Source organism: Paenibacillus xylanexedens (assembly GCF_017874615.1).
In the GTDB taxonomy this organism is placed as follows: domain Bacteria; phylum Bacillota; class Bacilli; order Paenibacillales; family Paenibacillaceae; genus Paenibacillus; species Paenibacillus xylanexedens.
In genome coordinates this window covers 19,363-43,812 of record NZ_JAGIKV010000037.1, presented here as the reverse complement: position 1 = coordinate 43,812, position 24,450 = coordinate 19,363, and the positions used below count along the sequence as shown (strand labels likewise).

Here is a 24,450-nt window from a genome sequence, read left to right as displayed (position 1 = left end):
CTGTGGGAGGCTATCATGTACGAACAGATTACGTCGATTATGGGAGAGACCGCGTCCAACTGCTTCGATATCATAGCACATGCTCCAGGGGCTGCCGGACGTCTGCCTTTAACGGATGATTTGCTGCGGAATGCTCCAAGCGGCGACTTGTTCGGCATGTCCCAGAATGTTGGAATGGGCTGGAAGCCCGGGGAATTGAACGGAAAACAATTTCTGATCTTGAGTACACAAGGTGGCATACGCAATGAAGACGGCAGCCCGGCAGCACTCGGTTACCATACGGGCCACTGGGAGGTCGGCCTGCTGATGAAGGCTGCCGCAGAAGAACTGTCAAGCCGGGGAGGAATCCCGTTTGCTGGATATGTCAGCGATCCGTGTGACGGCAGATCACAGGGGACGACCGGCATGTTTGACTCGCTTCCGTACCGGAACGATGCCGCTATGGTATTTCGCAGACTGATTCGCTCGCTGCCAACTCGTAAAGGCGTGCTTGGTGTCGCCACTTGTGACAAAGGTCTTCCAGCGATGATGCTCGCACTTGCTGGAATGCCTCAATTGCCTGGTGTAATCGTTCCCGGTGGCGTCACACTTCCGCCTACCGATGGAGAGGACGCCGGTAAAATTCAGACCATCGGTGCACGGTACGTCAACGGGGAAATTTCTCTGGAAATGGCGTCCGATTTAGGATGTCGAGCTTGTGCTACACCGGGAGGAGGCTGTCAGTTTCTAGGTACCGCTGCTACGGCCCAGGTTGTAGCAGAGGCACTGGGTATGACAGTGCCACATGCCGCGCTTGCACCTTCCGGGCAGCCCATCTGGTTTGAAATGGCGCGCCAATCGTCACGTGCACTCATCCATATGGAGTCACAGGGGATGAGGATGGCAGACATTGTCACCGATGCATCCATTCGCAATGCGATGACCGTTCATGCCGCGTTTGGCGGATCGACCAATCTGCTTCTTCACATACCGGCAATTGCCCATGCGGCCGGTTTAACCGTGCCTACGGTACAGGACTGGATACAAGTCAACAAGAATGTTCCAAGACTGGTGAGTGCCCTGCCAAACGGACCGATTTTTTATCCGACCATACGTGTCTTTCAGGCTGGAGGGGTACCAGAGGTCATGCTTCACCTCAGACAGCTGGGTCTGTTGGATGAGTCTGTACCAACGGTTACAGGTACTTCACTGGGTCAGGTATTGGACTGGTGGGAATCGTCGGAACGCCGTCATCTCATGCGGAAGCAGTTAAAAGAGCAGGACGGCATTGATCCAGACAGTGTCATCATGAGTGTAGAACACGCTCAGCGGCTTGGAATCTCATCGACCGTAACATTTCCAACCGGGAATATCGCTCCGGAAGGTTCTGTCATCAAATCCACCTCTATTGATCCTGCTGTGCTGGATGAGCATGGCGTATACCGTCATCGTGGCAGAGCAAAGGTGTTTACCACCGAACGTGAGGCGATCCATGCGATTAAGACCGGAGGAATTCTGGCTGGCGACGTTGTTGTGCTTCTCGGGCGAGGTCCATCGGGAACCGGAATGGAGGAGACGTACCAGCTTACATCTGCGCTTAAACATTTGCCTTTTGGCAAATACGTGTCTCTAATTACGGATGCCCGGTTCTCCGGTGTTTCCACCGGAGCGTGTATTGGTCATGTTGGCCCCGAAGCGTTGGCAGGCGGACCGATTGGCAAACTGCGGAACGGAGACCTGATTGACATCGCGGTTGATCGTAACACGCTGGAGGGTAGCATTAACTTTGTCGGAGAAGGCGATCTAGAGTTTTCGCCGGAAGAAGGTGCTCTCATCTTGGCACAAAGGCCCTTTCATCCAGATATGAGGCCTGATGAAGCTTTGCCGGATGATACAAAGCTCTGGGCTGCATTGCAATCGGTCAGCGGTGGGACTTGGAGAGGAAATGTATATGATGTAGAGCGGATCGTAACCGCCCTGGAAGCCGGCAAAAAAGCGCTGGGCTGGTACTGATACCCACCTTTTGTGTATCTGTGTTGTACAGATCATTAATTTCATACCGGAGGTTTCTTCCATGAATAAGATCAAGAAAATGATCACCAATCCCATCCTTCCCGGTTTCCATCCCGATCCGTCCATCTGCCGAGCGGGGGAGGATTATTATATCGCCACTTCCACCTTTGAATGGTTCCCTGGTGTACGGATTCACCATTCCCGGGATCTGGTTCATTGGCGGCCCATCGCTTCTCCGCTGACTCGTGTAACGCAGTTGAACATGGAGGGCAACATTAATTCCGGAGGCGTATGGGCACCTTGTCTTAGTTACGACAACGGTGTGTTTTACCTGATCTACACCGATGTCAAAAGCCGGGTAGGCGCTTTTAAAGATACCCACAATTACCTTGTGACAGCAACGGATATCGAGGGTCCTTGGTCCGATCCGGTGTATCTGAACAGCAGCGGTTTTGATCCTTCCCTGTTTCATGATGAAGACGGGCGTAAGTGGCTGGTCAATATGATATGGGATCACCGTAAGGGCAAAAATCGGTTTGCAGGCATCGTTCTTCAGGAATATTCCGTCCAGGAACATAAGATGATCGGACCGGCCGTTAACATATTTAAGGGAACAGAATTAGGCCTGACCGAAGCACCCCACCTGTATAAACACAACGACTATTATTATCTCATTACGGCTGAAGGTGGAACCGGTTATGAGCATGCGGTTACCGCAGCACGTTCCCGTACGTTACAAGGTCCTTATGAGGTCGATCCTGTCAATCCGATCCTCACTTCATACGGCAGACCAGATTTAGCTCTGCAAAAGGCAGGCCACGGTAGTCTGGTCGAAACACATACCGGCGAATGGTACATGGCTCATCTGGTCGGACGACCCGTTCAGCACAAATATTGCATTCTTGGACGTGAGACCGCACTTCAGCCCTGTACGTGGAGTGAGGACGGCTGGCTGAGACTTGCGAGCGGTGACCGATATCCGGAGGTTCAGGTGCCTGCACCGATGATCCAGTCCCATCCGTTTGAGTCGATTGCTGAAATGGATCATTTCGATCACTTTGAGCTTCGGCAGGATTGGAATACACTTCGCATTCCACCCCATTCGAATTGGCTAAGCTTGACGGAACGCCCCGGTTACTTACGATTGCACGGCATGGAGTCGATGAGTTCAACGCACAGGCAAAGCATGATCGCTCGGAGACTTCAGGCCTTGGAGTGTGAAGCCGAGACGTGTCTGGAATTTGCGCCGGACCATCCACAGCAAATGGCAGGATTGATTTTGTACTACGATACCCAGGACTATCTCTACTTACGTGTAACTTATCATGAAGAGAAAGGGCTCTGCTTGGGAATTATTCAGTCCAAATACGGGGTATACGACGAACTGCTGGAGGATATTCCGCTAGATTCGGTGAGCACGCTCCGTTTAAAGGCTGTGGTGGATCAAGATCGCGCCCGCTTTTATTATGCAATAAATAGTGATTCATCCTGGAATACTGCAGGCGGGTGGGTTGATATCACACATCTGTCCGATGAATCTCCGAAGTATATCCGGTTTACGGGAACCTATATCGGTCTTTGTGTGCAGGATCTTGGTGGAACCCGCAAATATGCCGATTTTGATTACTTTATGTATAAAGAAACAAAGCATGCAGCTGGTGTATTGGAAAACATGTGACGGTCTTCTTGGAAGGAGCAGGGGATAATCCAAAGAGGACCAAATCACATATTTATCCATGTGAAATCAAAATTCATCAGCGGGTTTTAATTTTGAAAAGGCACATTATTCCATATGATCAGTTGATACACTTCGTACATTAAAATATATGGAGAGTGCTATTGATCTGTACAATAATGTACAATGTACCGTTTTTTTGTTTTTAGAGAGATTGTTTTGAGATACAGACATATCGTTCATCGTAATTTTGAGAATTAAATGATCTCCATAAAGAATAGCACTTAACTCAGCCCAAAAAGTCGCTTATCTAGTGACTTTTTTATGTATGTACCTAATTAATCAACTTACTCGTGATCATGCATCAAACGTGTTACCGACATAATGAAAAGAGTGAATATGCGTTTTGGTGAGTTCAATCACGTTTTTGATAAATGCCTCACGTGATTCACGATATCCGCTTAATATCCAATTGTTCAACAGTCCAAAAAAACCGTAGGCGGTATAGTACTTGAAATAGTCCATGTTCACTGGGGAGTTGTTGATCGTCTCAAAGACAAATTGCTCCTGATAGATTTTGAGTATGGTTTGTGGAAAGCCTGTATGTAGACCGGGTAACGTATCATCGTATTGAATCAGTTCGAAGAAGTCACGGTGCTCGTAGATATAATCCACGATTTGAAAAGATTCGGCATCCAGCTTGTTTGTTGAAACCTTTTGACCGTGCCAATAGGGTTTACCTACTGCGCCCCTCAATCCTTCGAGTGTCATACTCAGCAACTCTTCGGCGAGAATATATTTATCCTGGTAGTGTAAATAAAACGTGCTGCGATTATAACCCGCCTGATCAACGATGTCTTTGACAGAAACACCATGGAATCCTTTTTTCTTAATGAGCTGAATCAGAGCAGTTTTTAGGTGCTCCTTTGTTCGATTACGATGTTGAGATGTCACAATAAGTTCATTATTCATTCAAAAAAACTCCTATAAATATAGACATAGTTTTATATAGTGTCTACGAGGTAGACACTTGGTCACATCTTAATGATTGGAATGTTACAATTTTAAGCATAAAATTAGTTTTGTAAACATCATATAGCACTATTTATATAGGCGCTATTCAAAATATTATACTGGGGGATTTATTCATGGGCAAACTTCAAGATAAAGTTGCAGTCATCACAGGAGGAGCATCCGGGATTGGTGCAGCGACAGCTCGCTTATTCGTTTCCGAAGGAGCTAAAGTGGTCTTGGTGGATCTGAATGAAGAAAAAGGTAAGGCGTTTGAGCAGGAACTGAAAGCGCTTAAAGCAGAGGCTCTCTTTATTAAAGCAAACATAACAAGTGAAGAAGAGGTTTCTGAGATTTTCAAACAAACCGTAGAAGCATTTGGTCAAGTGGATATCGTATTCAACAATGCGGGAATCGGACGTGTTCATCCGACGCATGAGCTTGATTATGCCGAATGGCGCAATACAGTCAATGTTGATCTGGACGGCGTATTTTTGGTCGCTCGTGAATCGATTCGCGAAATGCTCAAAATTGGTGGAGGTACAATCGTCAACACGGCTTCCATGTACGGATGGGTTGGTTCGCCTGGTTCAGCAGCATACAATGCAGCTAAAGGCGGCGTTGTAAACCTGACTCGTTCGCTGGCGCTGGAGTATGCTGAGCAGAATATTCGGGTGAACTCCCTTTGCCCAGGCTTTATCGATACACCAATTATCCCGGAAGAGAGCAAACAAGCACTTTCAGCGGCAACACCAATGAAACGTCTGGGTCAAGCAGATGAGATGGCAAAAGCCGTTCTGTTCCTAGCTAGCGACGATTCTTCATATATGACAGGAAATAGCCTGATCATAGACGGAGGATACACTGTTCAATAAGTGTAGCAATTGTCGAAGCACACAAGAAATAACATAGTCCCATTAAAAGTCGCTATTCTAGCGGCTTTTTTTATTGTATTGGTATAAGAGCAGTTCCCAATCCAAGGACTACTAGCAAACAGCGATTTTAGCTATTCATAATAGATGGCCTCATAAGGAAACTCTAACTTATTCAAGCGGTATTCTTTGGGAGACATGGACATATATTGCCGGAAAACTTTGCCGAAATAGCTGGGACTCTCAAACCCGCATTGTTGACCAATTTGAGAAATCGGAAGTTCCGTTGTGCGGAGTAGTCGGATTGCAACCTCAATGCGTCTGTCTTTGAGATAGGCTAACGGTGATGTTTTCTCGGATTTCTGAAATAACCTGCACAAGTAGTGTTTATTGATATCGCAATGACTGGCTAGAAGATCCAACGTTAATGGAGATGCATAATTCTCTCGGATGAACTTTTTGCATTTCTCAATCGTTGTTATGGATAGGGCGCCGATGTCCTTCTCCGCATCCCGACTCGTCTGTACCAGGATAAGCAACCACCGATAGATTTGCATGGACAAGCGATACTTGTCCGTAACCTTCTCTTGATGAATCAAATGGATAATTTGCCATAACTCTTGAATCAAGGGAGAGTCCGCGTTTCGTCGAATGACATGTCCCTCATTATCATGCATCATATCCCAAATTCGGTTAGCTTCATCCCCGCGAATGTTGATCCATATAAATTCCCATGGCTCGTTGTTCTCTTGTTTATAGTAATAGCAATGTTCTCCTGCAATTTTGACAAGTAGGGCATGTCCCTTTGGTAAAGGAAGCGTTTGATTGTCAATATCCAGATACCCCTGGCCATTAAGTGTGTATTGAAAAACGACGTGCCCCGGGTCCGGTCTATCATCACTTGGACAACGATATTCCTCGCTAGAGACGATCTGCCATCCAATAGAGTCCAGTGTCATGATTGATGTATCGTCATTACGAAAAGCATAAGAAACCGTATGAACCATCGTTTCATCTCCTTTCTAAAAAAGTCAATTATCTTATATAATACGTCACATTTTTTAGATTGTCTGTCTTTTTTTAGACCTGTAAGATAAATGTAAGCGGTAACATAAAAAGGAGGTGGCTGTAAATTGTGTTCATATGACAACAAGCAGGGCAGGATCGAACTGATGATTCTAAAAATGAATTTTTAGATAAGGAGGAGTTAATCGAATGATCCGAAGAACTGTTTCCATCCAGAAATCGATGTTTGTATCTTTTTTAGCACTCCTTATGGTTATTTCACTGGCTGTTCCTCCGGCGCCGATACGTGCAGAGTCATCAAGCAGCCAGCCGGGTCGCCAAGCTGAGTATCTTAACCGGGGGTTGGTTGCGGTTCTTGTAGACAACGGCGTTTTTTTAAGCTGGAGGTATTTAAACAACGACCCAGATGATATCGCTTTTAATATATATAAAAACGGAACCAAAGTGAACGCATCACCCATAAGCGATGTGACGAACTATGTGGACACCACTGGTTTCGACAGCTCGCAATATCAGATCTCCACCGTTATTGCAGGCAAAGAGCAAATGCAGCCGGAGGTTGTATCGGTCTGGCATAACGATTATCTGCCTATCCCGCTCGATAAACCGGCCGATGGCCGAACTAAGGACGGCGGAACATACTCCTATTATGCAGGAGATGCTTCCGTAGCTGACTTGGACGGGGATGGCGAATATGAAATTGTTTTCCTGTGGAGTCCGAGCAATTCCAAGGACAATTCGCAGGCAGGTTATACCGGCAATGTCTATATCGATGCTATCAAACTGGATGGCACAAAGCTGTGGAGGATTGACCTGGGAGTCAACATCCGCGCCGGAGCGCATTATACGCAGTTAATGGTGTATGACCTCGATGGCAACGGAAAGGCCGAGGTTGTAGTCAAGACCGCGGACGGCACGAAGGATGGCCAAGGCACAGTCATTGGTGATGGCACGAAGGATTATCGCAACGACGGCGGATACATACTGTCAGGTCCAGAATATCTCACACTGTTTAACGGTGAGACTGGCGCGGCTGTATCCACTGTGAATTATGATCCGCCAAGAGGCAACGTCAACGATTGGGGTGACGGCTATGGCAACCGTGTAGATCGGTTCCTTGGCGCGATTGCTTATCTGGACGGTACGAAGCCAAGTGTTGTGATGAGCCGGGGTTATTATACCCGCACAGTGCTTGTTGCTTATGATTATGTTGGCGGGGAACTCGTCAAACGCTGGACGTTCGATACAAACGAAGCAGGATCACAATATCAATCACAGGGCAACCATAATCTAAGTGTGCTGGATGTCGACAAGGACGGCAAGGACGAAATTATGTTTGGCGCCTTGGCCATTGATGATGACGGCAGCTTGCTGTACAGCACTGGACTCGGCCACGGTGACGCCATGCACGCCGGCCAGCTCGATCCGAACCGGGAGGGCTATCAGGTTGTAAGCGTGCATGAGCATTCGGATGCGGCATACGGACTGGAGATGCGCAATGCGGCAACAGGTGAAATCCTCTGGGGTGAGAAAACAGGTTTTGACACCGGTCGCGGGATGTCGGCGGACATTGATCCGAACTATCCGGGTTACGAATCATGGGCCACGACCATTACCAACGGGCAAAGTGTACCTGTAACCAATACCTATTCAGCAGCCGGAGAGGCTATCTACACTGTGGAGGAAGGGCCCAAAACCGCCAATTTCGCCATCTGGTGGGATGGAGATCTTCAGCGGGAGCTGTTGGACCATGAGTGGGATAATAGCACAGCCAAAGGAATTCCGCTCATCTATAAGTGGGATTACCAAAACAAAAAGCTGAATGAAATCTTCCGGACGACCGGTACGTTAACGAACAACCATACCAAAGGCAATCCGGCACTCCAGGCGGACATTCTGGGCGACTGGCGTGAGGAGCTTCTGCTGCGGAGCGAAGATAGTTCGGAGTATCGTCTCTACACAACGACCATTCCTTCAGACTATCGCATCCCTACGCTGATGCAGGACCCTGTGTATCGACTTGGTGTAGCCTGGCAAAATGTAGCCTACAACCAGCCGCCTCATACCGGTTTTTATCTTGGAGCGGAAGCTACAGCATTCCCTAAGGCCGACTTGGCGCTGACTCGCGAAGCTGAAATGCTGGAGCCGGTCTACCGTTTTAATTTCGGTACAGAGACTGCGTCAGGAAGTACGAACATACAGGATACGCTCTACGCACAAGATCCGGGATACGGCTTCAAGGATACAAGTGGTGTTACGGTAGGGGCAAACCAGGTTTCGGTTGCGACAGGTACGACATTTGCTGTTGACCTGTCCAATGCAAACTATAAGGTGTCGCTGCGATTGGGCGATAATGCAAATGACTCGAACGTTGGAGTCAAATCTGAATTCGTCCAGAAGCTCGCCGTAACCAATGTGACACCAGGAGCACCACTGGAGTATTCCTATGATATTGCTGTGGTGGATGGACAGCTCGATCTTCTCTTCACGGGTACAGCCATAGACATCCAAGACGTCATCATCGAGAAATATCCAGAGAAAGCGGCTGGTGCGGCAACAACGATCTATATGGCTGGTGATTCAACCATGCAATCTTATAGTGGAGCGCAGGCTCCTCAAGAAGGATGGGGCCAGCAGTTCGGACGTTATTTCTCCAATGGGGCAGTCGTCGTGAACGATGCGATCGGCGGCCGAAGCAGCAAATCGTTTATGGTAGACGGTCGTCTCGATACAATCCTGCAGCGAATTAAACCGGGGGACTTCTTCTTCATTTCCTTTGGTCATAACGACGCCAGTGCAGGGATACCGGACCGTTACGCATCCCCTGAGGACTATAAGATTTACTTGGCTCGTTATGTAAACGGTGCCAAACAGCGCGGCGCTACACCGGTATTGCTGACTCCGGTTGGACGCAGAGATTTTAATACAGTGACTCAGGAATTCAACGTCAGTTTCCCTGCCTATGTGCAGGCTGCCAAAGAAGTGGCGGAGGAGCAGGACGTGCCGCTGATTGATCTCAGCAAGTTGAGTATCGCTTACTATGACAAAATTGGTAATACAGCTACGGAAAAAGTGTTCCTATATGCTAATCCGGGTGAATATCCAAAATATCCGAATGGGATCAACGATAATACGCATTTCAGCAGCTATGGTGCACAGAAAATCGCCGGACTCGTTGCTGGTGCAGTCAAAGACATGGAGCTGAGCATCTCATCACTGGTCATCGACCCGGATATTTCCGAACCCGAGCCAGAGCCGGAAGCCCAGCTATATGAGGAGGATTTTGAAGGCGATGCTGCCAACTACCAATATGCGATGGTCAATGCCACGGGTATTGCAGGAACCATGACGGGAACCGTTGTTGACCAGTCCGGAAATAAGGTACTGTCCGTCGCGGGTTCCGGATCGGGCAATCGGGCCAAGGTATTCCGTCTGTTCGATGCCGTAAACGGCGATCAGGTGAACGTGAACTTTGACTGGCAATCCGGTAATGTGAGTGCCTATCCATCAGAAGGTCATCTCACAATACAGGATTCTAACGAAAATGCCCTGTTCACGCTGTATACCAAAACTGGAAGCACCAAAATTCATTATTTTGTCGGTGCATATAACCCAGACTACGGCACAGGGGATACAGCCATACCCGAAGGGGGAACGTCTACAGATATTTCCAAGAACCAGTGGGTCAATGTGGATGCAACCGTTAATTTTGCCGAGAAAACATTGGATCTGACATTAACGAACCTAGCCGATCCGACAGTTACCCAAACGATTGCAGATATCTCGCTGAGTTCCGGTGCATATGCGGACAACGTCAGATCCATGCGGTTCCTGGGAACGAGAAAAGGCGGTGGAGGCACGTTGAACTGGACTACCCAGATCGACAACGTGCGAATTGAAGGCACTCAGCTCTCTTCAGAGAGTGGCGATCAGACGGCCTTAATCGCTCTGTACGATGAGATCAAAGCACTGAATCTGTCGAATTATACAGATGCATCGAAGGCCGTGGTGAACCGGGCTTTGGCAGCTGCGGAAGCTATATTCAATACGGAAGCCACGCAGGCTAAAGTTGACCATACGTTTAACATGTTAACTGTTGCGAAGGATTCATTGACAAGTGAACCGAGCGAAGAGATAAGTGAATACAAATTTGACTTTGGTTCTGGCGGCGCAGCCGACGGATACATCAAGGTGGATGCCAAAAGAGCGTACATTGAAGGCAATGGGTACGGCTTTGCTGATACTGCGCTGACCAAAGATGAGAACCGGGAAACCGGAGATTTGCTCAAGGAAGATTTCACACGAGTAAACGGTACCTCTTTCCTGGCGGAAATGGAGCCGGCGAATTACCGGGTAACGATGACCATCGGGGATGCGGAGGAATTGACCAGCACAAATGTCGTTGTAGAGCAGATGACAAAGCTGCCCCTTACAAGCATTGCCAAGGGCGAATTCAAAGAAATCACGTATGACGTTGCCCTGATCGATGGGGTCTTTAACTTCAACTTTACCGGTAATGCACCGAAGATCAATGCGCTGAAGCTGGAGCGACTGCCAGATCACAGTGCAAGTGATAAACCAGTTATTTATTTGGCCAGCGATTCCACTGTAGCCAATTACGCGGAAAACTATCGTCCGCAAGCGGGCTGGGGAGAAACGTTGGGTGAATATTTTGATCCAAATGAAGTCAGTATTGATAACCGGGCAGTTGGAGGTTTGAGCAGTAAAACCTTCCTGGTCGGTGGATATCTCAACGATATTTTACTCGACATTCAAGAAGGCGATTATCTATTCATGCAGTGGTCTCATAATGATTCCACACCTTCACGTCCAGAGCGTTATCTTACACCAGAGCAATTTAAGGTATATCTCAAAGAATACATTAACGGTGCTCTGCAGAGAGGGGCAATTCCAGTGCTGGTCACGCCAGTGAATCGTCGTGATTTTACCGGAGAGGTGCTGAACAAAAGCTTCCCGGAATACGTACAGGCGATGAAAGAAACGGCGCAGGAAACGGAAACGCTTATCATTGATCTGAACCAAGCCAGTTGGGAGCATTTCCAGGAGCTTGGCACAGAAGGAACCAAATCGATATTCATGTGGGTAGGCACAACGGAAGACAATACACATTTGCAAATGAACGGTGCAATCAAGGTGTCTGAACTCGTGGCACGCCTTGTGAAGGAATTGAAAATACCTTTATCTGATTTTGTTACGCTGGAAGGAGAATCTCCGGAGCAGGGAGCCCCGCATACTACGGCAACTGTGGAAGGAGAATCGCAGAACGACTGGTATACTTCTCCAGTCCAAGTAACCTTCACAGCAAGCGATGAAGATTCCGATATCGAAGGGACCTATTATCAAATTAATGGTGGCGAAACGGTAAGTGGCACACAATTGACTCTAACTGAAGAAGGAACACATACCATCACCTACTGGAGCGTCGATGTTGACGGTAACCAAGAGAGCGAACAGTCTTTGTCCATATCCATTGATCTCGTACCTCCAACCATTGAAATTCATGGTCAAACCGAATACACCATTGATCAGCAGGTGGAAATTGGTTATACAGCTTCCGATTCGGTATCCGGTGTAGAAGAACCAGAGGGTGTGCTTCTCGACACTCCTGCGTATACACTGGAACCCGGCCTGAACCAGGTTACGGCAACGGTCTCGGATTTGGCTGGCTGGGAACAGACGGTAGAATATCGTTTTGGCGTTATTGCTACATTCGACAGCCTGATTAATCTGACCAACGCCTTTGCCGATGAATCGACCGATCCTAATGCTGGTGTTCTTGCTGATCAGCTTACAAACACGTTACAACAGGCCAAACAGGCAACAAACGATCGTGAAGGAGCAAAAGCGCGTCAATTGCTTGCATTCTACGGTAATGACGTTCAAGCAGCTAGAGGAACCGTATTTACGGATGAGCAGACAAGTGTGCTGATTAAGTGGGAGGAATGGCTCCATCAGACAACGCCACTAGCGAACGGAGCCCCTGGCACTCCGGTGTTATCTGATAATAATGGTTACGACACGGGGCTCAAAGACGGAGACTATACAATCACGATGAATCTGTGGTGGGGAAATAACGGCAATCAGTTCAAGCTATACGAGAATGGTGAACTGATTAAAGAAATTTCTCTAGTCGATCAATCCCCGTCCGCCCAATCTGTTCAAGTCGATATGACTGGAAAGAAAAACGGCACCTATATCTATACTGGAGAATTGATCAATGCACTGGGTTCAACCATGAGTGTTCCACTGACAGTCATCGTCACGGATGCTTCCCCGGGGCAAGCCGTTCTGTCGAACGACAACTGGGACGGTGACGGCAACTATAATGTCACCATGAATCTGTGGTGGGGAACAAACGCAACCGAATACGAACTTTACGAAAATGGTGTATCGATTGACACACAATCGCTGCAATCTCATTCTCCTGGTGCACAGTCTGCGGTTACCTCAATCTCTGGAAGAGTACCTGGAATCTACGAGTATGAAGCTGTACTTCGCAATTCTTCAGGGGAAACCAGATCACACAAATTAAATGTGACGGTACGAGAGTAGACTGAAATGTTTGAGCATCCCATTAACAAGAAGTAATTTACAACTGAAGTAAGGTACGCATATAAAAGTGCTACTTCTCATCATTTTGAGTAGTAGCACTTTTTATATATGCACAGTATGAAAGCGTTTGACTTATTTGAATATCAATCTATAATGATGAAAGGAAATTGGACAGGATACAGACAGCCTGTCCGCTTGAATGTATATTCAGAGCAAGCTTCCATACGCAGGAGGCTTGCTGTTTCATTTTCAGAAGGAGAATAGGTTCCCATGACACTTAAAAAAAGAATATTTTTACTGTTCTTTCTCAGTGCGTTTATCCCCTTTATCAGTATATTTGCAATTTCTTATTATACGATCGACTCCATTTTTGCAAATAAGATCGATGATGGTATCCGTAGCAATTTACAGCAGGTGACATCCTCATTGGAGAATTCCATCACCAATCTGAATCATGTGACGCAACAATTATCTTACAGGGGTACTTTAGGCAAAAGAATGGATGAATTCTTGAATCCGTCCTCCGATATCTTCGAACTGATTGGGGCCAGGGACGAATTAAAAAACGAGTTAAGTGTTGTGACCTTCACCAATCCTAATATCGGATTGACCCTATATTACTTTCAAAAAGAAGGTACTACTCAGTTCGGCAACTTTCCGATTAAGGATCGTTTCTCTCCTGAGTCTCTGCCTGTGCTCTTCCAAACCTATGGCATTAAGTACTATGGCCCCCATATGAGTATGAACCGATTTGATGATCAACTCGTTCTGTCTGCTATGCGCAAAGTGCAACTATCCGAGAGGAACGACGTGTTCATTTACGTAGAATCAGGCTTTCGCCTCACTCAAGATATCTTGGGCTACAATCAATACAACGGCGCATTATCTCATCTCATCCTGGATGGTGAAGGCAACATTGTGTACAGCGAAATACCGGAAGCCATGAAGGTAGGGGAGAATTTCACCAGCTTAACGGTCGATCCTGCCAAGGACGGAATATCCCGCGGGTATCACTGGTTCAAGGAGGATTCTTCACAGAAATGGAGTGTCGTATCGGTCATTTCGCAGTCTCAATATCAACAGGAGAAAAACCAGTGGTTGCTGCAAATTTTGCTGGTCGCTTTATTTTTCCTCGGCTTTACCGTGTTTCTTGCTTGGCTTCTGTGGAAGATGGTCTACAAACCACTCGGTCTGTTTCATTCGGAGATCAATGGAATGTCCAAAAATCCACAAACAAAAGGGAGCCGAGCTCGCACTCAGATTCCCGAATTTGATTTTCTGTTGGGTGAATTTTCGAACATGCAGCATCAGATTGGTGACCTCTTCAAGGAAGTACAGCAGAAAGAGAAGATACGTGCAGACCTGGAAGTGGAAAAGCTGCTCTATCAGATCAACCCGCACTTTCTGATGAATACGCTCGATACGGTGCACTGGCTGGCCGTCATGAACGGACAAGGAGAGATCGACAAGCTGGTGCAGTCATTGAACAAGCTGCTCTATTACAATCTAGGCAAATTAGGGCAAGTATCCACCATGGAAGAGGAGATCGACGCCCTAAGACAGTATCTAATTTTGCAGCAAATTCGCTATGACTTTGAATTTGACGTGCGCATTACTGCAGATGAACAAGTGCTTCAAATTCCTGTGCCCCGCTTTATTCTGCAACCGCTGGTTGAAAATTCGTTATATCATGGATTGAGTGACGAAGGTTTTATTCAGATTGAAGTGACATGCACTTCAACGTTGAACATTATGATACAAGATAATGGCGCAGGTATGACTGAGGAAACCATTCATAATCTGCTGAACAATCGTGAAGCTGAACAACAAAAAGTAGGGATGGGCATCGGACTCAATTACGTTCACCGCATGTTGAAAGCACAGTACGGGGACCAAGCACAACTGGTGATCGAGAGTGAATTGGGAACAGGGACAAGCATACTGCTCGTATTGCCTATTAAAGGAGAAGATATCTCGGCATGATTAAGGTATTGATTGTAGATGATGATAAGCTGGTACGCAAAGGTATTAGCTCTGCGATGCCATGGAACGAGTTCGACATGGAGGTTGTAGGAGAGGCCAGCAACGGGGTGAAAGCACTGGATTTTCTGAAAACCCAACCGGTCGATCTGATGTTAACGGATCTTGCGATGCCCGTCATGTCAGGGATCGAACTGATGCGAGCTGCGAGGCAGCTCTATCCTGAACTTCATATCGTTGTGTTAACACTGCATCAGGATTTCGATTATATCCAGGAAGCGCTAAGACTTGGAGCCATCGATTATATAGCCAAAGTGCAGCTGGAGAAAGAGCAATTCGAACATGTTCTGCAACGGATTCATACCCGAATTAACGGGTTGACAAGCACGATAAGAAAGATGCCTTCACAGAATGAAATCAATTTCCATTATCGAAATGTGTATGCTCTTGTTTCACAAGATCGGAAATCAGAGCATAAGTGGCCAATGGAGCTAACTGCGCATGAAGATGAGATAAGATGGGAGGTTGAGCGTAATAGCTGCATCTGGGCTGCACCCCCGTCCGAAGAGGATCAACTATTTCATCAATTGAGAGAATCCCTGCATCAAGTTCCCCAGTGTACGTTGTTGGTTTTGTCTGATGTACAAGAGCGCACGTGGTCACAAATCAAAAACTGGATTATGAATTATACAGAGACGTCTTTATTCTATGCATACAACCCCAATAACCAAGTCATTGCCGTTTCGATGAATGAGGAAGACACATGTTCAAAAGAACCACAGGATGAGGACCTTGACCGGATTAAACAAAGTTGGTTCCAAACCTCATGGACCCACCATGACAGTTACTACAATCAACTCATTGATCAGTTTATATCCTTACGATTACATAAAGGTCAGTTGATGGGATTGCTGTACTCCATCGTGATGGAGTGGAACCGTATTTTTGCCCAAACTACGCTTGGAAGAATCTCGATGATCCATTCTTTCGAGTCTTGGTACGAGGTTGAAGAATGGATCAAACAGACTGCTGCAAGCATTCGAAAGGCTGATGAACAGACTTCGTATTCACAGGAAATCATCGATGCCGTGAAAAAAGCGGTGATGATCGTGCAGCATGATTTGGAGCAGGCCTATACAGCTTCAGGTCTCTCCCAACAACTCAATATCAGCCGAAGTTATTTCAGTCAATGTTTCAAAGATCTGATGGGGAAAACCTTTAATGAGTACTCCCGGTTCATCCGGGTAGAGAAGTCCAAGGAGTATTTGCTCAATACAAACAACACAATTTTCTGGATTGCGGAACGAGTGGGTTATACGGATGAAAAATATTTCAGCCGGATTTTCCGCGAACTGACAGGTCTTCTGCCAAGCGAATATCGGCAGCTAGGTAGAGGAAATAAATAGCCGACAGCTTCCTGTTTTAGGAGCTGCCGGCTTTTGTTTTTGATGAAGAGCAGGGGGAGTTAGACAAATGTAGATCAATAGGTAGGGTAAATGCTCACAAGTTAACCATACTTCTTAATACGGACTGAAAACTGTACACATTTCTCTATCCAAACGGACGTGTAATCCCTATCTCCATGGGTCTTCACTTCATTTTATAATGAAAGCGCAAACAAATATTGAACATCAGAATAAAGGGGAATCGAACTAGATGAGAACAAAATGGTCTATGAAAAGCAACCGGTTGACGAAGCGTCTCGCCGTGCTGTCCATGTCTGCCTTGATGGTTGCAACCCTCGCGGCATGTGGAGACTCTTCCACTCCTCCTACTGCAGAGGAAGCAGGCAAATATGAGGTAACACCGGGAGATCCGTTCAGTGCCTATAAAGACGAAATTACCGTAACCATGGGACGGGTAACCACAGCCAATCCAAAACTGCCGGCTGGTGATACCTATGAGAACAACGCGTATACTCGGCTGGTCAAAGACACGTTTAACGCTCAGATTACAGATCAATTTGAAGCCAATGGTGAAGATTATAGCCGTCAAGTTTCGCTCGCTATCGCATCCGGGGAATTGCCTGATATGATGCGCGTTGATTCCAAAGATGAACTGAAAGAGCTGGTGGATAACGATCTGATTGAGGATCTGACGTCCATTTATGATCAATATGCCACGGATAATATCAAGCAGATGTACGATTCCTATGATGGGCGTGCATTAGACAATGCAACAATCGATGGACGTTTGATGGGCCTTCCGGCGACTTCCCTGGATTCCGCACCAACGATGGTTTGGGTTCGTCAAGATTGGCTGGATCTGCTGGGGATTCAACTGGATGCAGACGGAGACGGTGCCCTTTCACTGGATGAAGTGGAGCAAACAGCGCTGGAATTTCTGAAAAGAGATCCTGGCCAATCCGGGAGCCCGGTAGGTATTCCATTTGTGAACACGATGAATACAACAGATTATAATGGCTCTGCTTATACGATGCTGGGTGTGGCCTCAACCGAGGGAGCCTTCCCGCAATATTGGATGAATGGTGAAGACGGCAAAATCGTGTATGGTTCCACGACAGAAGAAACGAAGAAAATGCTGGGCACCATGGCGGATTGGTTCAAGAATGGCATCATTGACCCGCAATTTGGAACCCGCACGTTTGATGATATTACCGCACTCTACGCCAATGGCCAAAGCGGTATCGCCTTTGGACCGTGGCATATCCCTGACTGGGGACTGATCAGTGCAAAACAGATGGATAAAAATGCGAAATTTTCGGCTTATACACTGGAGGATACAAACGGTAAGGTCAACGTGGCGCATGCCAATCCATCCAATCAGTTTATCGTGGTGAGAAAAGGATATGAGCACCCTGAACTGGCCGTTAAAATTGTAAACCTGTTCTACGATAAATTGGCCAATGATAAAGATGCCGCATCAACCATGCCGGAAGCTGCCAAGTATCAGGAGACCGGGGTAGACGGTTCAACGAGACCGTTTAATATCGAAGTCAATTCGGCTACATCGCTGCTGGATGATTACTCTGACGTTGTTCGCGGGATTAAAGGAGAAATTTCCCTGGATGAGGTTCGAACAACTGAATCGAAGAACAATATCGGAAGCATCAAAACCTATTTGAGTGACATGGATACGGATGATGTGACTGCTTGGTCTAAATATCATTCACGGATCAACGGAGTGGGACTAATCGACAAACTGACACAAGAAAACAAATTTGTATGGATGACACCTGCTTTCTCTGGCACTACACCAAGCATGAAACAGACGTGGGCCAATCTGACAAAGTTGGAGCAGGAGTCGTTTATCAAAATCGTAACGGGTTCAGAACCGCTCGATTACTTCGATACATTCGTGAGTAACTGGAAGAAACAGGGTGGTGATCAAGTCATTCAGGAAATTGAAGACGAGATCGCATCGAAAAAATAAACATCCATGAACAGTAGCAGGGCTGCGATACGCAGCCTTTCTTAAGAAAAGGGGTTCATTCATGAAACAGGGGAATTGGAAAGCGAGAGGGCGGCTCGGCCCAGGTGCCATGTACCATATGATGATGCTTCCGGGCATTTTGTTTTTGCTTGTATTCAGCTATGTTCCAATGGTCGGCATCATTACGGCGTTTCAGGACTATATACCGGCCAAGGGCATGTTCGGCTCCGAATTTGTAGGCTTGAAGCATTTTATGTATATGTTCAAGCTGCCGGATATCGCGCAGGTCGTCAGCAATACGTTGATGATTGCGATTGGCAAGATTCTGCTCGGAACGATGATGGCCATCATTTTTTCCGTTTTGTTAAATGAAATTCGTATCAAATACGTAAAAAAATCCGTGCAGACGATTGTTTATCTGCCACACTTTCTATCCTGGGTTGTACTGGCCTCCGTCGTTGTCAACATGTTCAGTTTGGATGGCATTGTGAATCAAATGTTGGCGTTCTTTGGCCTGGAAAATATTAATTTCCTTGGCAGCAACACCTGGTTCCAGCCACTGATTATAGGAACAGACGTCTGGAAGGAGTTTGGTTATAGTTCCATCGTCTATCTGGCTGCGATCACGTCGATAGATCCCGGTCTGTATGAAGCGGCAGGAATGGATGGAGCCAGTTGGTGGAGAAAAGTGTGGCATATTACATTGCCAGGCATGCTGCCTATTATTCTGCTCATGGGTGTAATGAGCCTGACCAATATTTTGAGTGCTGGTTTCGATCAAATCTATAACTTGTATAACCCCGTTGTCTATGAGTCGGGCGACATTCTGGATACCTATGTCTATCGAATCGGTCTTGTTGGGCGACAGTATAGCTTCGGTACAGCTGTTGGTTTATTCAAGTCCGTGATCGGTATTGTTTTACTTATGTCTGCCAACCAGTTGGCCAAAAAATATACGGATCGAAAAATATTCTAAGGAGGCCAAACCTGTGTCCTATTCTGCAAACTTCAAAGAACGAATTGGCCGGTTTGTCATCTATGCCATCGTCATCATGCTGGCATTGGTATGCCTTCTTCCGTTATGGAATATCGTCGCCATATCATTCAGCAGCAGCGAGGCGGTATCTGCAAATGCAGTAGGTCTCGTTCCAGTTAATTTTACAACAGCGGCCTATACCAAAATTATCGATGATGCACAGTTCTGGCGTTCCTTTGGCATCTCCATTTTACGTGTCGCGCTTACCCTTGCGCTTAATATGATTCTGATTATTTTGATGGCTTATCCGTTATCCAAATCGAAGAGGGATTTTAAAGGCAGAAACATTTATATGAATATTATGATTTTTGCCATGTTGTTCAGTGGAGGCATGATTCCGAGTTACCTGCTGATCAAAAACCTGGATATGCTGAATACGATATGGGCACTGGTTCTGCCAGGCGCTGTCCCCATATTCAGTGTCATCCTCGTGATGAATTTCTTCTCCGCTGTACCTAAAGCGCTTGAAGAGGCAGCATTCATCGATGGAGCGAATCCCATTCAGGTCTTGTTCAAAGTGTATGTTCCCGTGTCCATTCCTGCGCTGGCGACAGTCGCTTTATTCAGTATCGTGGGTACATGGAATGACTTCTTCAGTGGTTTGATCTATATGACCAAAGTCAGCAATTATCCGCTAATGACCTATATTCAGTCCCTTAACGTGAATATTGCCGATTTGCTTCAAGCCGGCACAAATTCCAGCGAACTCAGCAACCTGACTGAAATTTCGAACAAAAACCTGAACGCAGCCAAAATCGTAGTTGCTGTTATCCCGCTATTACTGATTTATCCCTTGCTGCAAAAATACTTTGTGACTGGTATTGTCGTAGGCTCGGTCAAAGAATAGCATTAGAAAGGTTGAATGGAACATGGAAAATAAAAAATGGTGGAAAGAAACCGTTGTATATCAAATATATCCACGCAGCTTTCAAGATCGTAACGGTGATGGTATCGGAGACTTGGAGGGCATTGTGTCCCGATTGGATTATTTGCAGCAACTCGGCATCGGTGCGATCTGGTTATCACCCGTCTGCAAGTCCCCTCAAGATGATTACGGATATGATATTTCAGATTATCAGGATATCGATCCGATGTTCGGGTCTTTGGAAGATATGGAAACGTTAATTCTTGAAGCCAAGAAACGAGACATTCGGATCATCATGGATCTGGTGTTGAACCATACTTCGGATGAACACCCTTGGTTTCAAGAAGCCAAAAAAGGCAAAGACAATCCGTACCATGACTACTATGTCTGGAGAGATGGCGTTGAAGGAACACCTCCGAACGACTTGGGGTCCACCTTTGGTGGTTCAGCCTGGGAATGGGTGCCTGAGATCGGGCAATATTATTTACATCTATTTTCCGTAAAACAGCCCGATCTCAACTGGGAAAACCCAAAAGTCCGACAGGAGATATACAATATGATCAATTGGTGGATCGACAAGGGTGTTGGTGGTTTTCGACTTGACGTGATCGACTTAATTGGTAAAGAACCGGATTTAAAAATTACGGGAAACGGGCCTAATCTGCATAAATACATCAGGGAACTGAGCAAAGCAACGTTTCAAAAAGCGGAAGACCTGCTAACGGTTGGAGAAACATGGGGCGCCACTCCGGAGATCGCCAAACTGTACAGCAACCCGGACGGAAGTGAGTTTTCAATGGTCTTCCAATTTGAACACATCAGCCTGGATGAACAGGAAGGCAAAGGAAAATGGGATCTTAAACCTTTGGATGTGATGGCATTAAAAAAAGTGCTGTCCAAATGGCAGACAGAGCTCAAAGGCGATGCCTGGAACAGTCTGTTCTGGAACAACCATGACTTGCCTCGAATCGTATCACGTTGGGGAAATGACGGAGAATTCAGGATCGAATCGGCTAAAATGTTGGCCACCCTTCTTCATGGCATGCAAGGTACGCCTTACATATATCAGGGTGAAGAGCTGGGTATGACGAATGTTCAATATGCGATCGAAGATTATCGGGATATAGAATTGCTCAATTTTTATCAAGAAAGAATGGGGAAAGGTTATCCTGAACGAAGTGTGATGGAGTCGATCTACGCCAAGGGACGTGATAATGCACGCACACCTATGCAATGGGATACTTCCGATAACGCAGGTTTTACACAAGGGGAACCTTGGATTAAGGTGAATCCAAATTATAAGCAGATCCATGCCGAGGAAAGTTTGAATAATCCCGAATCCATATTCCATTATTACCGGAAGTTGATTCAACTACGAAAAGATCATGAAGTCATCGTATATGGCGATTATGAGCTAATCTTTCCAGAGAACTCAGACGTGTTTGCTTATACGCGCACGCTGAATGGTACGACAATTCTTGTTGTATGCAATTTCCAAGGATATACGACCGAACTTTCGCTTCAGGAGCAATTGACAGGGTCCCATCAGCTTTTGATATCCAATTATACAGGTGAACTGTCGGAGAGCGAATTACGTCCATATGAAGCAAGAATGTACCTTATCCATGATTAAAGCATAATACGTAATACGTTATATAATGTTCAGTTCTCAAGAAAGAAGGATTATATTCAATGAAAAGAGTATGGTGGAAAGAAGCAGTAGCCTATCAAATCTATCCGAGAAGTTTTATGGATTCCAACGGAGATGGGGTTGGTGACATCAAGGGGATCATATCTAAACTGGATTATATTCAAGAACTCGGTATTGATCTGATATGGATCTGCCCGATGTATAAGTCACCCAATGACGATAATGGTTATGACATTAGCGATTACTGTTCCATTATGGATGAATTCGGCACGATGGCGGACTTTGATCAATTACTGAATGAAGTGCATCACCGGGGCATGAAACTCATCATGGACTTGGTGATCAATCATACAAGTGACGAACACCCGTGGTTTATTGAATCCAGAGCTTCACTGGATAACCCCAAACGAGATTGGTACATCTGGAGAGATGGGAAGAATGGGGACGAACCAAACAACTGGGAGAGCATCTTTGGCGGTTCTGCTTGGGAATATGATGAAGTCTCCGGGCAGTACTATCTCCATCTGTTCTCCAAGAAACAACCAGACTTGAATTGGGCAAATAAAGAAGTTCGGAAATCCATATATGAAATGATGAATTGGTGGCTGGATAAAGGGATTGATGGTTTCCGTGTTGATGCAATCAGCCATATTCACAAAGAAGAGGGTCTCTTAGACATGCCAATAATAGAAGGCATCAAATACGTCTCTTCATTTGAAAAGCATATGAATGTGAAGGGAATCCAGAGTTATCTGCAAGAAATGAAAGAGAACACATTATCCAGATATGACGTCGTGACTGTTGGGGAAGCGAACGGAGTTAAGGTAGAGGACCAAGAAGATCTGCTGGATTGGATCTGTGAAGTCAGAGGGAAATTTAATATGGTCTTCCAATTCGAACACCTGGACCTTTGGAAAAACAGCACGGAAAGGCAACTGGATATTCCCAAATTGAAAAACGTCTTGACCAAGTGGCAAAAATCGCTGGAAGGCGTCGGTTGGAATGCTTTGTTTATTGAAAATCACGATCAGCCTCGCAAAGTTTCAACTTGGGGAAATGATATAGAATATTGGTATGAAAGTGCTACAGCACTTGGAGCCATGTACTTTTTCATGCAAGGCACACCTTTCATATATCAGGGGCAAGAGATAGGCATGACAAATGTGGCTTACCCTTCCATAGCGGATTATAACGACATAGCCGATCGGAATTTATATCAGATCAAACGTGAAGAGGGGATGTCACATGAGGAGATCATGAACATCATCTGGGCATCGAGTCGCGATAACTCCAGAACGCCGATGCAATGGTCTTCGGCCAAAGAGGCCGGGTTTACCAGCGGTACGCCATGGCTGAAGGTGAATGACAATTACATCCATATTAATGTAGAGAAACAACTCCAGGAACCACGTTCTATTCTTCAATTTTATAAACAAATGATTCAGATGCGAAAAGAGCACGATACGCTGACTTATGGTATTTATGAGCTTCATATGCCGGATCATCCGAGTGTATATGCATATACACGTACACTAGCAGATCAACAGGTGCTAGTAGTAATCAACCTTTCTGAACATATCGTGCAGCTTGGGGAAGAAGAGCTTGGCCTCAACTTCTCAGAGATCTGGCTTACCAACTATGAGAATGGCTTGCTGCCACTGGTGTTGCGACCGTTTGAAACCATTGTTGGATTAAGCGATAAAGTTTAAATAGGATACGTAAAAAGGCGTCTATATCATGGTCTGAATGATATAGACGCCTTTTATTGTTGTGTAACCACATGAAAATTAGCTGCGAATATTCGTTTTATTGATGGAGAACATCCGCGTATTCGGAGATACGTTCGAAACGTCCCTTGGCAAACGGACATAAAGGTAAAATTTTAATACCGTTTTCCCGCGCGTATTCCACCATCGCTTTGATAAGTTCATCGCCAAGCCCTTGTCCTCGGTAAGCATTTTCCACTAAAGTGTGATCAATTATGTATAGCTCTGGACTCGAGATTACATAGGTCATCACCGCAGCAATATCACCGTTATCTTGAATAAGAAATCTCTTATTGGCAGGTTCATGTTCTACGTTATGCATGTTCATCCTCTTTCTTTGTTGAATATTCACCGTCCAGAAGCTTATAGGTCAATGCTCCGCTTGGACATGTGTCAATATGCCGGGCAATGGCCTCCGAAGTGTCACCATCAGGATCAACCCAGGGACGCTTGCTCAAATCAAACACAGCAGGGAGGCCCTTTACGCAAATACCGGAATGAATGCAGACATCCGAATTAAACATGACCTCGATATCTTTACCGTAGTATAACTTTTGTTTACTCATAATTCCTCACATCTTTCACTGTTGAGTTTGTTTACGATCCATAT

General features: G+C 46.0%; 15 protein-coding genes. 11 read left to right on the top strand and 4 right to left on the bottom strand.

The features are described from left to right. The first annotated feature begins 15 nt into the window (after positions 1-15). Entirely contained in the window at positions 16-1,992 is a 1,977-nt protein-coding gene (locus tag J2Z28_RS29445) for a YjhG/YagF family D-xylonate dehydratase (RefSeq protein ID WP_280530869.1), read from the top strand. A 61-nt stretch (positions 1,993-2,053) separates the two neighbouring features. Next, positions 2,054-3,670 (top strand): glycoside hydrolase family 43 protein, encoded by a 1,617-nt coding sequence (locus tag J2Z28_RS29440; RefSeq protein WP_211085565.1) that lies wholly within the window; start codon positions 2,054-2,056, stop codon positions 3,668-3,670. Between the two features lie 354 nt (positions 3,671-4,024). On the opposite strand, the gene J2Z28_RS29435 is transcribed toward J2Z28_RS29440, so the two are convergent. Then, positions 4,025-4,639 carry a TetR/AcrR family transcriptional regulator gene (locus tag J2Z28_RS29435; RefSeq protein WP_211085564.1) on the bottom strand — a complete coding sequence of 205 codons (615 nt, stop codon included), beginning with the start codon at positions 4,637-4,639 and terminating at the stop codon, positions 4,025-4,027. 176 nt (positions 4,640-4,815) lie between these two features. On the opposite strand from J2Z28_RS29435, the gene J2Z28_RS29430 reads away from it, so the two are divergent. Then, positions 4,816-5,553, top strand: coding sequence for an SDR family NAD(P)-dependent oxidoreductase (locus J2Z28_RS29430; protein ID WP_211085563.1), 738 nt, complete (start codon positions 4,816-4,818; stop codon positions 5,551-5,553). A 131-nt stretch (positions 5,554-5,684) separates the two neighbouring features. Here J2Z28_RS29430 and J2Z28_RS29425 read toward each other — a convergent pair whose 3' ends face one another. Then, positions 5,685-6,557, bottom strand: coding sequence for a helix-turn-helix transcriptional regulator (locus J2Z28_RS29425; protein WP_036671442.1), 873 nt, complete (start codon positions 6,555-6,557; stop codon positions 5,685-5,687). A 208-nt stretch (positions 6,558-6,765) separates the two neighbouring features. On the opposite strand from J2Z28_RS29425, the gene J2Z28_RS29420 reads away from it, so the two are divergent. The 8 genes from J2Z28_RS29420 to J2Z28_RS29385 all read left to right on the top strand — a co-directional run bounded on the left by J2Z28_RS29420 (position 6,766) and on the right by J2Z28_RS29385 (position 23,783). Further along, complete coding sequence (locus J2Z28_RS29420) at positions 6,766-13,149, top strand: rhamnogalacturonan lyase family protein (RefSeq protein ID WP_211085562.1); 6,384 nt, start codon at positions 6,766-6,768, stop codon at positions 13,147-13,149. Positions 13,150-13,419: 270 nt separating this feature from the next. Further along, positions 13,420-15,132 carry a sensor histidine kinase gene (locus tag J2Z28_RS29415; RefSeq protein WP_211085561.1) on the top strand — a complete coding sequence of 571 codons (1,713 nt, stop codon included), beginning with the start codon at positions 13,420-13,422 and terminating at the stop codon, positions 15,130-15,132. Continuing rightward, complete coding sequence (locus tag J2Z28_RS29410; RefSeq protein WP_211085560.1) at positions 15,129-16,535, top strand: response regulator transcription factor; 1,407 nt, start codon at positions 15,129-15,131, stop codon at positions 16,533-16,535. Before J2Z28_RS29415 ends, J2Z28_RS29410 begins: the two co-directional genes overlap by 4 nt. Positions 16,536-16,785: 250 nt before the next feature. Then, a complete protein-coding gene (locus J2Z28_RS29405) occupies positions 16,786-18,522 on the top strand; it encodes a type 2 periplasmic-binding domain-containing protein (RefSeq protein ID WP_211085559.1) in 1,737 nt (578 codons plus the stop codon). A 61-nt stretch (positions 18,523-18,583) separates the two neighbouring features. After that, the gene (locus J2Z28_RS29400) at positions 18,584-19,498 is read left to right on the top strand and encodes an ABC transporter permease (RefSeq protein WP_211085558.1); all 915 of its coding nucleotides are present in this window, start codon (positions 18,584-18,586) and stop codon (positions 19,496-19,498) included. A gap of 13 nt (positions 19,499-19,511) precedes the next feature. Next, positions 19,512-20,405: a carbohydrate ABC transporter permease gene (locus J2Z28_RS29395; protein WP_211085557.1), complete on the top strand. Its 894-nt coding sequence runs from the start codon at positions 19,512-19,514 to the stop codon at positions 20,403-20,405. Positions 20,406-20,427: 22 nt separating this feature from the next. Then, a complete protein-coding gene (locus tag J2Z28_RS29390) occupies positions 20,428-22,056 on the top strand; it encodes a glycoside hydrolase family 13 protein (RefSeq protein WP_211085556.1) in 1,629 nt (542 codons plus the stop codon). Between the two features lie 59 nt (positions 22,057-22,115). After that, positions 22,116-23,783, top strand: a complete 1,668-nt coding sequence (locus J2Z28_RS29385; RefSeq protein WP_211085555.1) for a glycoside hydrolase family 13 protein — start codon at positions 22,116-22,118, stop codon at positions 23,781-23,783. A gap of 97 nt (positions 23,784-23,880) precedes the next feature. Here the strand turns inward: J2Z28_RS29385 and J2Z28_RS29380 are convergent, their stop codons facing one another. Together J2Z28_RS29380 and J2Z28_RS29375 are read right to left on the bottom strand one after the other, a co-directional pair. Next, the gene (locus J2Z28_RS29380) at positions 23,881-24,162 is read right to left on the bottom strand and encodes a GNAT family N-acetyltransferase (RefSeq protein WP_036615433.1); all 282 of its coding nucleotides are present in this window, start codon (positions 24,160-24,162) and stop codon (positions 23,881-23,883) included. After that, positions 24,155-24,406 (bottom strand): (4Fe-4S)-binding protein, encoded by a 252-nt coding sequence (locus tag J2Z28_RS29375; protein WP_091020981.1) that lies wholly within the window; start codon positions 24,404-24,406, stop codon positions 24,155-24,157. Before J2Z28_RS29375 ends, J2Z28_RS29380 begins: the two co-directional genes overlap by 8 nt. Positions 24,407-24,450 lie beyond the last annotated feature (44 nt).

Coding starts and splice junctions, on each gene's coding strand:
- J2Z28_RS29435 (WP_211085564.1), bottom strand. CDS start 4,639: ATGAATAATGAACTTATTGTGACATCTCAACATCGTAATCGAACAAAG.
- J2Z28_RS29425 (WP_036671442.1), bottom strand. CDS start 6,557: ATGGTTCATACGGTTTCTTATGCTTTTCGTAATGACGATACATCAATC.
- J2Z28_RS29405 (WP_211085559.1), top strand. CDS start 16,786: ATGAGAACAAAATGGTCTATGAAAAGCAACCGGTTGACGAAGCGTCTC.
- J2Z28_RS29415 (WP_211085561.1), top strand. CDS start 13,420: ATGACACTTAAAAAAAGAATATTTTTACTGTTCTTTCTCAGTGCGTTT.
- J2Z28_RS29375 (WP_091020981.1), bottom strand. CDS start 24,406: ATGAGTAAACAAAAGTTATACTACGGTAAAGATATCGAGGTCATGTTT.
- J2Z28_RS29390 (WP_211085556.1), top strand. CDS start 20,428: ATGGAAAATAAAAAATGGTGGAAAGAAACCGTTGTATATCAAATATAT.
- J2Z28_RS29400 (WP_211085558.1), top strand. CDS start 18,584: ATGAAACAGGGGAATTGGAAAGCGAGAGGGCGGCTCGGCCCAGGTGCC.
- J2Z28_RS29380 (WP_036615433.1), bottom strand. CDS start 24,162: ATGCATAACGTAGAACATGAACCTGCCAATAAGAGATTTCTTATTCAA.
- J2Z28_RS29385 (WP_211085555.1), top strand. CDS start 22,116: ATGAAAAGAGTATGGTGGAAAGAAGCAGTAGCCTATCAAATCTATCCG.
- J2Z28_RS29430 (WP_211085563.1), top strand. CDS start 4,816: ATGGGCAAACTTCAAGATAAAGTTGCAGTCATCACAGGAGGAGCATCC.
- J2Z28_RS29440 (WP_211085565.1), top strand. CDS start 2,054: ATGAATAAGATCAAGAAAATGATCACCAATCCCATCCTTCCCGGTTTC.
- J2Z28_RS29420 (WP_211085562.1), top strand. CDS start 6,766: ATGATCCGAAGAACTGTTTCCATCCAGAAATCGATGTTTGTATCTTTT.
- J2Z28_RS29445 (WP_280530869.1), top strand. CDS start 16: ATGTACGAACAGATTACGTCGATTATGGGAGAGACCGCGTCCAACTGC.
- J2Z28_RS29410 (WP_211085560.1), top strand. CDS start 15,129: ATGATTAAGGTATTGATTGTAGATGATGATAAGCTGGTACGCAAAGGT.